Origin of the sequence: Klebsiella sp. CB_Kp196 (genome assembly GCF_040061575.1) — a bacterium.
Taxonomy (GTDB): domain Bacteria; phylum Pseudomonadota; class Gammaproteobacteria; order Enterobacterales; family Enterobacteriaceae; genus Klebsiella; species Klebsiella michiganensis.
This window is the reverse complement of the sequence record NZ_JBEAFH010000035.1, coordinates 111,660-126,494: the sequence shown is the minus strand read 5'-3', so window position 1 is coordinate 126,494 and position 14,835 is coordinate 111,660. Positions and strand designations below refer to the sequence as shown.

General features: G+C 56.6%; 13 protein-coding genes. 6 read left to right on the top strand and 7 right to left on the bottom strand.

Translation table 11 applies throughout. The annotated features are described in order from the left end of the window. Nucleotides 1-18: 18 nt before the first annotated feature. Nucleotides 19-2,097, top strand: a complete 2,079-nt coding sequence (locus tag ABLU87_RS09635) for a YccS/YhfK family putative transporter (RefSeq protein WP_064357747.1) — start codon at nucleotides 19-21, stop codon at nucleotides 2,095-2,097. Here ABLU87_RS09635 and ABLU87_RS09630 read toward each other — a convergent pair. From ABLU87_RS09630 to ppiA, 5 genes are all read right to left on the bottom strand, one after another. After that, on the bottom strand, nucleotides 2,087-3,307 hold the full coding sequence (locus tag ABLU87_RS09630) for an aspartate aminotransferase family protein (protein ID WP_116280689.1): 1,221 nt from the start codon (nucleotides 3,305-3,307) through the stop codon (nucleotides 2,087-2,089). The genes ABLU87_RS09635 and ABLU87_RS09630 overlap by 11 nt on opposite strands. Nucleotides 3,308-3,396: 89 nt before the next feature. Beyond that, on the bottom strand, nucleotides 3,397-3,960 hold the full coding sequence (gene pabA / locus ABLU87_RS09625; protein WP_014227049.1) for an aminodeoxychorismate synthase component 2: 564 nt from the start codon (nucleotides 3,958-3,960) through the stop codon (nucleotides 3,397-3,399). A 31-nt stretch (nucleotides 3,961-3,991) separates the two neighbouring features. Continuing rightward, nucleotides 3,992-4,594 (bottom strand): putative adenosine monophosphate-protein transferase Fic, encoded by a 603-nt coding sequence (locus ABLU87_RS09620; protein WP_009654847.1) that lies wholly within the window; start codon nucleotides 4,592-4,594, stop codon nucleotides 3,992-3,994. Continuing rightward, nucleotides 4,584-4,751: a YhfG family protein gene (locus ABLU87_RS09615; RefSeq protein ID WP_004854887.1), complete on the bottom strand. Its 168-nt coding sequence runs from the start codon at nucleotides 4,749-4,751 to the stop codon at nucleotides 4,584-4,586. The genes ABLU87_RS09620 and ABLU87_RS09615 overlap by 11 nt, the downstream gene beginning before the upstream one ends. Nucleotides 4,752-4,859: 108 nt before the next feature. Continuing rightward, the gene (ppiA, locus tag ABLU87_RS09610; protein WP_004854889.1) at nucleotides 4,860-5,429 is read right to left on the bottom strand and encodes a peptidylprolyl isomerase A; all 570 of its coding nucleotides are present in this window, start codon (nucleotides 5,427-5,429) and stop codon (nucleotides 4,860-4,862) included. Nucleotides 5,430-5,706: 277 nt separating this feature from the next. Here ppiA and tsgA point away from each other — a divergent pair, with 277 nt between their 5' ends. Then, entirely contained in the window at nucleotides 5,707-6,891 is a 1,185-nt protein-coding gene (gene tsgA, locus ABLU87_RS09605; protein WP_122117141.1) for an MFS transporter TsgA, read from the top strand. Here tsgA and ABLU87_RS09600 read toward each other — a convergent pair. Continuing rightward, nucleotides 6,888-8,210, bottom strand: a complete 1,323-nt coding sequence (locus tag ABLU87_RS09600; RefSeq protein WP_064357744.1) for a cytosine deaminase — start codon at nucleotides 8,208-8,210, stop codon at nucleotides 6,888-6,890. The two genes, tsgA and ABLU87_RS09600, sit on opposite strands and share 4 nt — an antisense overlap. A gap of 240 nt (nucleotides 8,211-8,450) precedes the next feature. On the opposite strand from ABLU87_RS09600, the gene nirB reads away from it, so the two are divergent. The 4 genes from nirB (at nucleotide 8,451) to cysG (ending at nucleotide 13,741) form a co-directional block, all read left to right on the top strand. Continuing rightward, the gene (nirB, locus tag ABLU87_RS09595) at nucleotides 8,451-10,994 is read left to right on the top strand and encodes an NADPH-nitrite reductase large subunit (protein WP_032751535.1); all 2,544 of its coding nucleotides are present in this window, start codon (nucleotides 8,451-8,453) and stop codon (nucleotides 10,992-10,994) included. Continuing rightward, on the top strand, nucleotides 10,991-11,317 hold the full coding sequence (nirD, locus tag ABLU87_RS09590; RefSeq protein ID WP_004854898.1) for a nitrite reductase small subunit NirD: 327 nt from the start codon (nucleotides 10,991-10,993) through the stop codon (nucleotides 11,315-11,317). The genes nirB and nirD overlap by 4 nt, the downstream gene beginning before the upstream one ends. A 136-nt stretch (nucleotides 11,318-11,453) precedes the next feature. Further along, complete coding sequence (nirC, locus tag ABLU87_RS09585) at nucleotides 11,454-12,260, top strand: nitrite transporter NirC (RefSeq protein WP_032751537.1); 807 nt, start codon at nucleotides 11,454-11,456, stop codon at nucleotides 12,258-12,260. 107 nt (nucleotides 12,261-12,367) lie between these two features. Next, a complete protein-coding gene (cysG, locus tag ABLU87_RS09580; RefSeq protein WP_004854905.1) occupies nucleotides 12,368-13,741 on the top strand; it encodes a siroheme synthase CysG in 1,374 nt (457 codons plus the stop codon). Nucleotides 13,742-13,830: 89 nt separating this feature from the next. Here the strand turns inward: cysG and trpS are convergent, their stop codons facing one another. After that, nucleotides 13,831-14,835: a tryptophan--tRNA ligase gene (gene trpS, locus ABLU87_RS09575; protein WP_122117140.1), complete on the bottom strand. Its 1,005-nt coding sequence runs from the start codon at nucleotides 14,833-14,835 to the stop codon at nucleotides 13,831-13,833.

The window sequence follows — 14,835 nt, the reverse complement described above, 5'->3', positions numbered from 1 at the left end:
CGTTTTTGTTTTCCCCTCATGTGGCGCAGGCTGATTTACCACCCGGAAGTCAACTATGCACTGCGGCAAACGCTGGTGTTGTGTCTGCCGGTTGCGATTGGGCTTCTGCTCGGTCATCTCCAGCAGGGGCTGCTGTTTTCTCTTGTTCCCGCCTGCTGCAACGTTGCCGGGCTGGATACGCCGCATAAACGCTTCTTTAAACGCCTGATTATCGGCGGCAGCCTGTTTGCCGGCTGTAGCCTGATCGTTCAGCTCCTTCTGCAGCGAGACATCCCTTTGCCGCTGATCCTCACGGGTCTGGCGCTCATCCTCGGCGTCACCGCCGAAATCAGCTCCCTGCACGCTCGGCTGCTGCCCGCCTCGCTTATCGCGGCTATTTTTACCCTCAGTCTCGCTGGCAATATGCCTATCTGGGAGCCGCTGTTAATCTACGCCATGGGCACCTTATGGTATGGCGTGTTTAACTGGTTCTGGTTTTGGCTGTGGCGCGAACAGCCGCTGCGTGAATCATTAAGCCTGCTCTACCGGGAGCTGGCCAACTACTGCGAGGCCAAATACAGTCTGCTTACCCAGCATACGGACCCCGCCACATCGCTGCCGCCGCTGCTCAACCGCCAGCAGAAGGTGGTGGATCTGATTACCCAGTGCTATCAGCAGATGCATATGCTGGCGGCTAACCAGCGCAGCGATCACAAACGCCTGCTGCGCGCTTTCCAGGTTGGACTGGACCTTCAGGAACATATTTCCGTCAGTCTTCATCAGCCGGAAGAGGTGCAGAAACTGGTGGAGCGCAGCCACGCGGAAGCGGTGATTCGCTGGAACGCGCAAACCGTTGCCGCCCGCCTGCGGGAGCTGGCGGACGATCTCCTCTACCACCGTTATCCTCAGCGCTTTCAGATGGATAAACAGATCGGCGCGCTGGAAAAAATCGCCTGGCAGCATCCGGATAATCCGGTTGGCCAGTTCTGCGCCTGGCACTTCAGCCGCATTGCCAGGGTTCTGCGCACCCAGCGCCCGCTATACGCGCGTAACCTGATGGCGGATAAAACCCGCCGCCTGCCGCTGCTGCCCGCGTTGAAAAACTATCTGTCGCTTAAGTCGCCGGCGTTACGAAACGCGGCGCGTATCAGCGTGATGCTGAGCGTCGCCAGCCTGATGGGCAGCGCGCTGCATCTGCCTAAGCCCTACTGGATCCTGATGACCGTGCTGTTCGTGACGCAAAACGGCTACGGCGCAACCCGGGTACGTATCGTCCATCGGGCTGCCGGAACCATTGCGGGACTGGTCATTGCCGGGCTCACGCTGCACTTTCACGTTCCTGAAGGCTATACGCTGACCGCGATGCTGTTCATCACGCTGTTAAGCTATCTGATTATCCGCAAGCACTACGGCTGGGCGATGGTCGGGTTTACGGTGACGGCGGTGTACACTCTGCAGCTGCTCACTCTGAACGGCGAGCAGTTTATCATCGCCAGACTGATTGATACGCTGATTGGCTGTCTGATCGCCTTCGGCGGAATGGTCTGGCTATGGCCGCAGTGGCAAAGCGGGCTGCTGCGCAAAAATGCCCACGATGCGCTGGAAGCCGATCAGGAAGCGCTCAGGCTGATCCTCAGCGACGATCATCAGGCCCCGGCGCTGGCCTACCAGCGCATGCGCGTTAATCAGGCGCATAACGCGCTGTTTAACTCGCTGAATCAGGCGATGCAGGAACCCGGCTTTAACTCGCACTATCTGGAAGACATGAAGCTGTGGGTGACCCACAGCCAGTTTATTGTCGAGCATATTAACGCGATGACCACTCTGGCGCGCGAGCACAATATGCTGACGCCGGATCTGGCGCAGCGTTATCTGGAATCCTGCGAGATTGCGCTCCAGCGCTGCCAGCAGCGGCTGGATTCCGACGGGCCGGGCAGCGCGGGGGATGTGAACATTATGGAGGCGCAGGATGCGGAGGTTCCTCGCGGCCCGCTCAGTACGATGGAGCAGCATTTGCAGCGCATCCTCGGGCATCTGAACACCATGCACACCATTTCATCGGTGGCATGGCGTCAGCGTCCGCATCATGGCATCTGGCTGCGCGCCACTAAGCGCTAAGCACCCGCTCAACCGCCAGGGCAAAGCGCGCCATGCCTTCAGCAATATCGCTATCATCAATCACCAGCGACGGTACGAAGCGCATCACGTCCGGTCCGGCATTGAGCACCATGACGCCCGCCTCTGCGGCGGCGTAGAGGAAATCGCGCGCCTTCCCGTGATACTGCAGCTTCAGCTCGGCGCCGATAAGCAGACCCATGCCGCGAATATCGCTGAACAGATCGAACCGCGCGTCAATGCGCTGAAGGTGCTCAACAAACAGCTCGCGCTTCGCGGTGACGCCGTCCAGCACTTCCGGCGTGTTAATCAGATCGAAGGCCGCTCCGCCGACCGCGCAGGCCAGGGGGTTACCGCCGTAGGTTGAGCCGTGAGAACCGGCGTGGAAAGCGCTGGCGATATCATGGGTGGTCAGCATCGCGCTGATAGGGAAGCCGCCGCCAAGCGCCTTGGCGCTGGTCAGAATATCCGGCGTCACGCCGTAGTGCATATAGGCAAACAGCGAGCCTGTACGCCCCATACCGCACTGTACTTCATCAAACACCAGCAGTGCCTGGTGCTGGTCGCAGAGATCGCGCAATCCTTGCAGGAATTCCGGCGTCGCCGCCGTCACTCCGCCTTCACCCTGAATCGGCTCGACCACCACCGCGCAGGTATGATCGTCCATCACGGCTTTCACCGCGTGTAAATCGTTAAACGGCACGTGAACGATATCGGCCGGTTTCGGCCCAAACCCGTCGGAATATTTCGGCTGACCGCCGACGGAGACGGTGAAAAGCGAGCGACCGTGAAACGCATTATGGAAAGCGATGATTTTGGTTTTGTACGGGCTATGGCGGGTCACGGTGTAATGGCGAGCCAGCTTGAAAGCCGTTTCGTTAGCTTCCGTACCGGAGTTCATAAACACGACGCGATCGGCAAAAGTCGCATCCACCAGCTTCCGCCCGAGTCGCAGGGCCGGTTCGTTGGTAAAAACGTTGCTGGTATGCCACAGCTTTTCACCCTGCTCATGCAGTGCCGCCACCAGCGCCGGATGGCAATGACCGAGCGCGGTCACGGCAATCCCACCGGCGAAATCAACGTACTCTTTACCCTGCTGATCCCATACCCGGCTTCCCTTACCCTTCACCGGAATAAATTCTGCCGGTGCATAAATCGGCAAAATGACCTCATCGAATGTAGCGCGGGTGATTGCCGGTTGTTCAGTTGCCATGTGGTGCCCATCCTTTACGTTATGCAGCAATGATTATGATAATCTAATCACAAAATATGCATAAAAAATCAACTCATGGCAACTACAAATCACCGATTGAGGAAGTTTGCCAGCAGCTGGTGGCCCTGCTCGCTGAGAATACTCTCCGGATGAAACTGCACGCCCTCGAGATCGAACACGCGGTGGCGAATGCCCATGATCTCTCCCTCCTCGCTGCGGGCGGTCACCTCAAAGCATTCAGGCAGCGTTAGCGGATCAATGAGCAGGGAGTGGTAGCGGGTCACCGTAAGCGGGTTATTCAGTCCAAGGAACACCCCTTGGCCGGTATGGCTGACGGGGGACGTTTTCCCGTGCATGACTTTGGCGGCTCGTACGATAGCGGCGCCGAAAACCTGGGCGATGGCCTGATGGCCGAGGCAAACGCCTAAGATCGGCGTTTGGCCGGAAAAATGGCGGATCGCCGCCAGTGAAATCCCGGACTCATCCGGCGTACAGGGGCCCGGCGAGATAACGATTTTCGCTGGCGCCAGGGAAATAATGTCCGCTAACGTCAGCTCGTCGTTACGCCTGACCAGCACTTCCGCCCCAAGTTCGCAGAAATACTGGTACAAATTCCAGGTGAAAGAATCGTAGTTATCGATAAGCAGGATCATAGCGGCTCCGGGAACAAAGAACCGCGCTATTCTACTCAGTTTCCGTCGCTTCGCTTACCACTTTGCGAAATATCGTCCGCAGTGGAGAAAGGTCGCCCATCGCTCCGCTCTGGTTGGCCTGGTTCCACGCATCGACCGCAATATCGCGCCAATCCAGCGTATAGCCCGCATGGATAGCCAGCTGCTCAAAGAAAATGCGTTGCGCCATGCCGTTACCGAGACGGAAAGGATGCAGGACGTTAATTTCGCAGTAGTAATGAGCAAGACGTTCAATGAATTTATCCTGCGCGAGGCCCACCAGATAACCTTCCTCTTCAAGATCCTGAAGCAGCGCGTTTCCCTCTTTTTCGATATAGGCAAAATGGCAGAAACGGGTGTCGCCCTGATAGATATCCACTTCACGCAGCTGCCCTGCCCAGTCGAAGACATCCTGATAGAGCTGGCGATGAATAGCGCAGAGATGAGGCAATCCCCGCACCAACGGCCCGAGTTCAATGGTTGCCGCGCGTAAGGCGGTCAGCTCCCACGCCGCCTGCTCAAGTCGCTGAGCCTGGCGAATTCCCAGGCGGTTGCGCATCACCTTAAGACCGGGGTAGAGATAGGGGTCCCGCCCCTCGCCAAATTTATCGCTCATAGTGACTCCTTAACGCCGCAATGCGCGCCAGGGCTTCTTCGGGGGTAAGGGTTATCAGCGGAACATCGACGCCCTCCAGCCGTCGGCTGGCCTGAAAATTCACGTTACGTCGATCCTCCCAGAGACGGGATTTCTGTTTTTCGGTGAGCTTTTTCATTTAACACCTCCCTGACGCGTCCGCAGTTGCCACAAGTATAAGCGGCAAAAAACGATTTCGCAGGGAAGCGGGGGCTGCGCGGGTACGGGTTACCCGCGCAAAATAAAATTACGGCAGAACTTTTGCGGAAAGGATCACGATAGGTTTGGACGGTACATTCTGATACGGCCCAACGTTATGGGTCGGCACCTGAGAAATCTTATCCGCCACGTCCATACCTTTAACGACTTTACCAAACACCGCATAGCCAAAATCACGCTGGCCATGATCGAGGAAGGCGTTATCCGCAATATTGATAAAGAACTGGCTGGTGGCGCTGTCCTGATCGGCGGTACGCGCCATGGCGATGGTGCCACGCGTATTGCGCAGGCCGTTGTCGGCTTCGTTTTTAATCGGTGGATTAGGCTGTTTCTGCTGCATCTGCTCGTTAAAGCCGCCGCCCTGCACCATAAAGCCCGGGATCACCCGGTGAAAAGTGGTGTTGTTATAAAAGCCGCTGTTCACGTACTTGAGGAAGTTATCCACCGAGATCGGTGCTTTCTGGCTATTCAGCTCAAGCTCAATATTGCCCGCAGACGTGGTCAGCAACACATGGGGATCCCCTTTTGCCGCCATGGCCGGGGAGAATGCTGAAATGGCGAAAACGGCAGCCACCGCCGCGAGAGTTGATTTGAGCATGGAAATTCCTTAACGGAGCAGAATAAAAACCGAGTGCTTTGATTCTAAAGAGCCTTTGCATCCTGGGCCAGCCTTTTACCTAATTTTACTTAGCTGAAACAGTTGTAACGGTGGGCCTGGCGATCGGCCAAATAGATAAATGTGATATGAGTCACACTAAGAATTGCAAAAAGATATAAATTTCAGAATAAACGTTTGCTTGAATCACGCTAACGCATAAAATCTGTCCGCCCGGCGCAGAGTCAACGCGCTTTACATTTCTATTCACAGGCCAGTCATGACTAACAGCAATCGTATCAAGCTCACATGGATCAGCTTCTTCTCCTACGCCCTGACCGGCGCGTTGGTGATTGTCACCGGGATGGTGATGGGAAATATCGCAGATTATTTTCATCTGCCCGTTTCCAGTATGAGCAACACCTTTACTTTCCTTAATGCCGGTATCCTGATCTCTATCTTCCTGAACGCCTGGCTGATGGAAATTGTTCCGCTGAAAACCCAGCTGCGTTTTGGCTTTATCCTGATGGTTCTGGCCGTCGCGGGTTTAATGTTCAGCCACAGCCTGACGCTGTTTTCCGCTTCGATGTTCGTGCTTGGCCTGGTCAGCGGGATTACCATGTCGATTGGTACCTTCCTGATCACCCATATGTATGAAGGCCGTCAGCGCGGGGCGCGTCTGCTGTTCACCGACTCCTTCTTCAGCATGGCGGGGATGATCTTCCCGATGCTGGCCGCTTATCTGCTGGCGCGCAGCATCGAATGGTACTGGGTTTATGCCTGCATCGGCCTGGTCTACGTCGCTATTTTCATTCTGACCTTCGGCTGCGAATTCCCGGTATTGGGCAAAAAAGCCCTGCAGGATAGCCAGCCGGTAGTGAAAGAGAAATGGGGTATCGGCGTGCTGTTCCTCTCCATCGCTGCGCTATGCTACATCCTCGGTCAGCTGGGCTTCATCTCCTGGGTGCCGGAATACGCCAAAGGCCTGGGCATGAGTCTTGGCGACGCGGGTAAACTGGTGAGCGATTTCTGGATGTCGTACATGATCGGCATGTGGTCTTTCAGCTTCATCCTGCGCTTCTTCGACCTGCAGCGCATTCTGACCGTACTGGCGGGCGTAGCGACGGTACTGATGTATCTGTTTATCAACGGTTCGCCGGAGCATATGCCGTGGTTTATTCTGACCCTCGGCTTCTTCTCCAGCGCCATCTATACGTCGATCATCACCCTGGGTTCACAGCAAACCCGAGTGTCGTCGCCGAAGCTGGTGAACTTCATTCTGACCTGCGGCACCGTGGGTACCATGCTGACTTTCGTCGTGACCGGCCCTATCGTTGCCGCCAGCGGTCCGCTGGCAGCGCTGCATACCGCTAACGGCCTCTATGCCGTGGTGTTTGTGATGTGTCTGATCCTCGGCTTCGTCTCCCGCCACCGTCAGAACAACGCGGCAGCGGAATCGCACTAAGCCTCAGGCCCCTTTGTTCCGGCAAAGGGGCTATTTCGGGTAAAGAACAGCTCCTCCCCGCCCCGATCCATCTGAACCCAGGTTTGCGCCAGCTGCGTGGTGGCAATGACTCTCCCCTGGCGGATTGACCAACGCACCGGAACCTGACAACGCACGGCCTCAAACCCGTTTTCCGCGGGCAGAATCACCAGATTCGCCGTGTTCCCCTTCGCAATACCGTAATCGCTCAGGCCAAACGTGCGCGCGCTATTTTCCGTGACCAGCTTCAGTCCCTCGTTAATCTGCTGATAGCCCATCATCTGGCAAACGTGCAGGCCCATGTGCAGCACCTGCAGCATATTGCCGGTCCCCAGCGGATACCAGGGGTCAAATACATCGTCATGGCCAAAGCAGACGTTAATGCCCGCCGCCATCAGCTCCTTCACGCGCGTGATACCGCGACGCTTCGGATAGTCGTCAAAGCGTCCCTGGAGGTGAATATTGACCAGCGGGTTAGCGACGAAGTTAATGCCGGAGAGCTTCAGCAAACGAAAAAGACGTGACGTATAGGCGCCATTGTAGGAGTGCATCGCGGTGGTATGGCTGGCGGTTACTTGCGGACCTATCCCCTCTTTTAACGCCAGGGCCGCCACGGTTTCAACGAACCGCGACTGTTCATCATCAATTTCATCGCAGTGGATATCCAGAGGCCGCTGATACTTTTTCGCCAGACGGAAAGCGATGTGCAGGGATTCCACGCCATATTCGCGCGTAAATTCAAAATGCGGAATCGCGCCCACCACGTCGGCCCCCAGACGCAGCGCCTCTTCCAGCAGGGCCTCACCATTGGGGTAGGATAAAATGCCCTCCTGGGGGAAGGCGACAATCTGCAGCTCGACCCACGGCGCGACCTCCTGTTTTACCTCCAGCATGGCTTTGAGCGCGGTCAGCGTCGGATCGGAAACATCAACGTGGGTACGAACAAACTGGATGCCGTTGGCGATCTGCCACTTCAGCGTCTTCCACGCGCGGGCTTTAACGTCCTCATGGCTCAATAAAGCCTTACGCTCCGCCCAACGCTCAATCCCTTCAAACAGCGTCCCGGACTGGTTCCAGTTCGGCTCTCCGGCAGTTTGGGTCGTATCAAGGTGGATATGCGGCTCAATAAAAGGGGGGATCGCCAGTCCGCCGCGGGCGTTCAGCACTTCAAAATTCTCTTTGCGCGCCTCCCCCATAGGGGTGATATCCCCGAAGCGCCCCTTGTCTATCGCTATCTGCCATAACCCTTCGCGATCGGGCAGACGAACGTTCTCAATTAACCAAAGCGGCGCTGCTGTCATATCGATGACTCCCGTAATTGTTGCTGAAGTTTTACTCAACCCGCCGTGGGTATCCGTTGCTAATTTTGTACATAAAAAAAGCAAAAAGGAAAAGCCAGCGTTTTCCGTTACTTATAAAAATACTGACAAATCATAAACATACCACTTAAGTAGTAGGTAAAGGTGTAATTGATTTGCATCAATAAGTGTCGCGGCTGAATCGTTAAGGTAGGCGGTAATATAAAAGAAATCGAGGCAAAAATGAGCAAAGTCAGACTCGCTATCATTGGTAATGGTATGGTCGGCCACCGCTTTATTGAGGACCTTCTTGATAAATCCGACGCCAGCCTGTTCGATATTACCGTCTTCTGTGAAGAACCCCGTATCGCCTACGACCGCGTGCACCTCTCCTCCTACTTCTCTCACCATACCGCCGAAGAACTCTCTTTGGTACGGGAAGGTTTCTACGAGAAGCACGGCGTTAAGGTGCTGGTCGGCGAACGCGCCATCACCATCAACCGCCAGGAGAAGGTTATCCACTCCAGCGCGGGGCGTACCGTTTTCTATGACAAGCTGATTATGGCGACCGGTTCCTATCCGTGGATCCCGCCGATTAAAGGTTCTGAAACCCAGGACTGCTTTGTTTATCGTACCATTGAAGACCTTAACGCGATTGAAGCCTGCGCCCGCCGCAGCAAACGCGGCGCGGTCGTCGGCGGCGGTTTGTTAGGCCTCGAAGCCGCGGGCGCGCTGAAAAATCTCGGCGTTGAGACCCACGTGATTGAATTCGCACCCATGCTGATGGCGGAACAGCTGGATCAGATGGGTGGCGAACAGCTACGTCGCAAGATTGAAAGCATGGGCGTGCGCGTGCACACCAGTAAAAACACCAAAGAGATCGTTCAGGAAGGTACCGAAGCGCGTAAAACCATGCGTTTTGCCGACGGCAGCGAGCTGGAAGTCGACTTTATCGTCTTCTCTACCGGTATCCGCCCGCGCGATAAGCTGGCCACCCAGTGCGGTCTGGAAGTCGCTCCGCGCGGCGGCATCGTGATTAACGACGCCTGCCAGACCTCTGACCCGGATATCTACGCCATCGGTGAATGCGCCAGCTGGAACAACCGCGTTTACGGCCTGGTCGCCCCGGGCTACAAAATGGCTCAGGTTACCGTTGACCATATCCTCCAGACCGAAAACGCCTTTGAAGGCGCGGATCTCAGCGCCAAGCTGAAGCTGCTGGGCGTTGACGTCGGCGGCATTGGCGACGCTCACGGTCGTACGCCGGGCGCGCGCAGCTACGTTTACCTCGACGAAAGCAAAGAGGTCTACAAACGCCTTATCGTCAGCCCTGACAACAAGACCCTGCTCGGCGCGGTGCTGGTGGGCGATACCAGCGATTACGGCAACCTGCTGCAGCTGGTGCTGAACGCCATAGAACTGCCGGAAAACCCCGACTCGCTGATCCTCCCAGCGCACGCGGGCAGCGGTAAGCCGTCCATCGGCGTCGATAAACTGCCGGACAGCGCGCAAATTTGCTCCTGCTTCGATGTCACCAAGGGCGCATTGATTGCCGCCATTAATAAAGGCTGCCACACGGTGGCGGCGCTGAAGGCGGAAACCAAAGCCGGTACCGGCTGCGGCGGCTGTATCCCGCTGGTGACTCAGGTGCTCAACGCCGAACTGGCGAAACAGGGCATCGAAGTTAACAATAACCTGTGCGAGCACTTTGCATACTCCCGTCAGGAACTGTTCCACCTCATCCGGGTGGAAGGCATCAAAACCTTTGAAGAGCTGCTGGCGAAACACGGTAAAGGCTACGGCTGTGAGGTTTGTAAACCGACCGTGGGCTCGCTGCTGGCTTCCTGCTGGAACGAATATATCCTCAAGCCGCAGCATACCCCGCTGCAGGATACCAACGACAACTTCCTGGCCAACATCCAGAAAGACGGCACCTACTCCGTTATCCCGCGCTCTGCGGGCGGCGAAATCACGCCGGAAGGACTGGTGGCCGTCGGCCGTATCGCCCGCGAATTTAATCTGTACACCAAGATCACCGGCTCTCAGCGTATCGGCCTGTTCGGCGCGCAAAAAGACGATCTACCGGAAATCTGGCGTCAGCTGATCGACGCGGGCTTCGAAACCGGTCACGCGTATGCCAAGGCGCTGCGGATGGCGAAAACCTGCGTAGGCAGCACCTGGTGCCGCTACGGCGTAGGCGACAGCGTGGGTTTCGGCGTCGAGCTGGAAAACCGCTACAAAGGCATTCGTACGCCGCATAAAATGAAGTTTGGCGTCTCCGGCTGTACCCGCGAATGTGCGGAAGCCCAGGGTAAAGACGTCGGCATCATCGCCACTGAGAAAGGCTGGAACCTTTACGTCTGCGGCAACGGCGGCATGAAGCCGCGCCACGCGGATCTGCTGGCAGCGGATCTTGACCGCGAAACGCTGATGAAATACCTCGACCGCTTCATGATGTTCTACATCCGTACCGCCGACAAACTGACCCGTACCGCGCCGTGGCTGGATAACCTGGAAGGCGGCATCGATTATCTGAAGTCGGTCATCATCGACGACAAGCTGGGCCTGAACGAACATCTGGAAGAAGAGATGGCCCGCCTGCGTGAAGCGGTAGTCTGCGAGTGGACGGAAACCGTTAACACCCCAGCGGCCCAGGTGCGCTTTAAACACTTCATCAACAGCGATAAGCGCGATCCGAACGTCCAGGTGGTCCCTGAGCGTGAACAGCATCGCCCGGCCGCGCCCTACGAACGTATCCCGGTAACTCTGGTGGAGGAAAACGCATGAGCCAGTGGAAAAACATCTGCAAACTCGATGACATCCTGCCGGAAACCGGCGTCTGCGCGCTGTTAGGCGACAAACAGGTGGCGATTTTCCGCCCCTATCACGGCGACCAGGTGTTTGCGATTAGCAATATCGACCCGTTCTTTGAATCCAGCGTCCTGTCTCGCGGCCTGATCGCCGAGCATCAGGGCGAACTGTGGGTGGCCAGTCCGCTGAAAAAGCAGCGCTTCCGCCTGCGCGACGGCCTGTGTATGGAAGATGAAAGCCATTCGGTGGCGCACTATGAAGCCCGAGTGAAAGACGGCGTCGTGCAGCTACGCGGTTAATCACTTTACGGGAGGCGCAACGCCTCCCTTTTTTTGCATTTTTTTCTTCAATTGATGGCACAACGTCATTTGTACTGCATCGCGAAGGCAGCTAACCAAGAGCCAGCGCAAGGGATGAGGTGCTAAAGGAACTCCTATGTTTACGGACACAATAAACAAGTGCGCGGCCAACGCCGGGCGCATTGCGCGCCTCTCGGCCAATCATCCACTCAGCTTCTGGGTAAGCGCCATGATGGCGGGTGCCTACGTCGGCCTCGGCATCATCCTTATATTCACCCTCGGCAACCTGCTCGACCCTGCCGTTCGCCCGCTGGTGATGGGCGCCACCTTTGGCATTGCGTTAACGCTGGTGATTATCGCCGGCTCTGAATTGTTCACCGGCCACACTATGTTCCTGACCCTGGGCGTGAAGGCGGGGACCATCAGCCAGGGGCAGATGTGGGCGATTCTGCCGCAAACCTGGATGGGTAACCTTGCGGGTTCCGTTTTCGTGGCGCTGCTGTATAGCTGGGGCGGCGGCAGCCTGCTGCCGGTCGATACCAGCCTCGTCCACACCGTCGCGCTGGCAAAAACCAGCCAATCCGCGATGGCGCTCTTTTTCAAAGGCGCACTGTGTAACTGGCTGGTGTGTCTGGCGATCTGGATGGCAATCCGTACCGAAGGCGCGGCAAAATTTATTGCTATCTGGTGGTGTCTGCTGGCGTTTATCGCGTCCGGCTATGAGCACTCCGTCGCGAATATGACGCTGTTTGCCCTCTCCTGGTTTGGCCATCATAGCGATGCCTACACGCTTGCGGGAATCGGTCACAATCTGTTATGGGTAACACTCGGCAATACTTTGTCCGGTGTCGTATTTATGGGATTGGGTTATTGGTATGCTACGCCGCAATCGGAGCGCCCCGCCCCGGAAAAAACTAACGAGACTAAGAGTCTGGCTCAGTAGACGTAATCGGTGCAGGCAGGTTGAACATTGCCCAGGTTCAACCTGATAAATAAGATAGCCTGATAGCCAGATTCTAAGGCTGCTGCCAATAATTAAGAGGGAATGTCGTGGACCATTTGCCTATATTTTGCCAATTACGCGATCGCGACTGCCTGTTAGTCGGCGGCGGCGATGTGGCTGAACGTAAAGCTCGTCTGTTACTGGACGCTGGCGCCAGATTAACGGTCAATGCCCTGGATTTTGTGCCGCAATTCCAGGTATGGGCCGATGCAAACATGCTGACCCTGGTTCAGGGCGAGTTTAATCCTGCTCTGCTGGATAACTGCTGGCTGGCCATTGCCGCAACCGACAACGAAGCGGTTAATCAACGAGTCAGCGCGTCAGCGGAAGAAAGGCGAATATTTTGTAACGTGGTCGACGCCCCTCAGCAGGCCAGCTTTATTATGCCGTCGATTATCGACCGCTCGCCGCTGATGGTGGCCGTCTCATCCGGCGGCACCTCGCCGGTTCTGGCGCGCCTGCTGCGCGAAAAGCTGGAATCAGTTTTACCGCTGCATTTAGGCCAGTTGGCCCACTACGCAGGTCAGCTGCGCTCAAGAGTAAAGAAACAGTTTGCCACCGTCGGCGAGCGCCGACGCTTTTGGGAGAAACTGTTTGTTAACGACAGGCTGGCGCAGTCGCTGGCCAACGAGGACCGCCAGGCCGTCGCTGACGCCACGGAGCAGCTGCTGACCGAGCCGCTGGATCATCGCGGTGAAGTGGTACTGGTGGGCGCCGGCCCCGGCGACGCCGGACTGCTGACCCTCAAAGGCCTGCAGCAAATACAGCAGGCCGATGTCGTGGTTTATGACCGCCTGGTCTCCGACGATATCATGAATCTGGTGCGCCGCGATGCCGACCGGGTCTTCGTGGGTAAACGCTCGGGCTACCACTGCGTACCGCAGGAAGAGATTAACCAGATTCTGCTGCGCGAAGCCCAGGGGGGGAAACGCGTTGTACGACTAAAAGGCGGCGATCCGTTTATCTTTGGCCGCGGCGGCGAAGAGCTGGAAACCTTGTGCCATGCCGGTATTCCGTTCTCCGTTGTACCGGGAATTACCGCGGCCTCAGGCTGTTCCGCCTACTCGGGCATTCCCCTGACCCACCGGGATTTTGCCCAGGGCGTGCGCCTGGTTACCGGCCACCTTAAGACCGGCGGCGAGCTGGACTGGGAAAACCTGGCGGTTGAAAAGCAAACCCTGGTGTTTTATATGGGCCTGAACCAGGCTCCGGCGATCCGGGAAAAACTGATTGCCCACGGCATGGCGGCGGATATGCCCGCAGCCATCGTTGAAAACGGAACGGCGATAACGCAGAAGGTTGTCACCGGCACGTTAGAGCAATTGGATATTCTGGCCCAGCAAATGGCCAGCCCGGCGCTGATTATTGTCGGCCGCGTGGTCGGCCTGCGCGATAAGCTAAACTGGTTCTCCAACCATTAATGACGCTGATGTAGCTCAAAACCGCTCACAAATTAAAAAGCCGGATGCATTGCACCCGGCTTTTTATTGCGCTGAGACCAGCAAATTGCTCAGGGCTTAGCGACGAAACCAATCGCTTCGTAAACCGCTTTCAGGGTAACGGAAGCGCGAGCGCTGGCTTTCTCCGCACCCTCTTTCATGACCTGATTGAGGAATGCTTCATCACCGCGGAATCGGTGATAGCGCTCCTGCAGTTCGGTCAGCATGCCGGAAACGGCTTCAGCCACTTCGCCCTTCAGGTGACCGTACATTTTGCCTTCAAAATGCTGCTCCAGCTCTGGAATGCTCTGTCCGGTAACGGCAGAGAGGATGTCCAGCAGGTTCGAGACGCCCGCTTTGTTCTGGATGTCGTAGCGAACAACCGGCGGCTCGTCGGAGTCGGTGACCGCGCGTTTGATCTTCTTCACCACCGATTTCGGGTCTTCCAGCAGGCCGATAACGTTGTTGCGGTTATCATCTGACTTGGACATCTTTTTGGTCGGCTCCAGCAGCGACATCACGCGCGCGCCGGATTTTGGAATAAACGGTTCCGGCACTTTAAACACGTCGCCGTAGATAGCGTTGAAACGCTGGGCGACATCGCGACTCAGCTCCAGGTGCTGTTTCTGGTCTTCGCCAACCGGGACCAGGTTAGTCTGATACAGCAGAATGTCGGCAGCCATCAGTACCGGATAGTCAAACAGACCGGCGTTAATGTTTTCCGCATAGCGCGATGACTTGTCTTTAAACTGGGTCATACGGCTCAGTTCGCCGAAATAGGTGTAGCAGTTCAGCGCCCAGCCGAGCTGCGCGTGCTCCGGCACGTGGGACTGAACGAAGATGGTGCTTTTTTGCGGGTCGATACCGCACGCCAGATACAGCGCCAGCGTGTCCAGCGTGGCCTTACGCAGCTGCTGCGGGTCCTGACGAACGGTAATCGCGTGCTGGTCAACGATGCAGTAAATGCAGTGGTAATCGTCCTGCATGTTTACCCACTGACGCAGCGCACCCATATAGTTGCCAATGGTCAATTCACCGGAGGGCTGTGCGCCACTAAAAACGATGGGCTTAGTCAT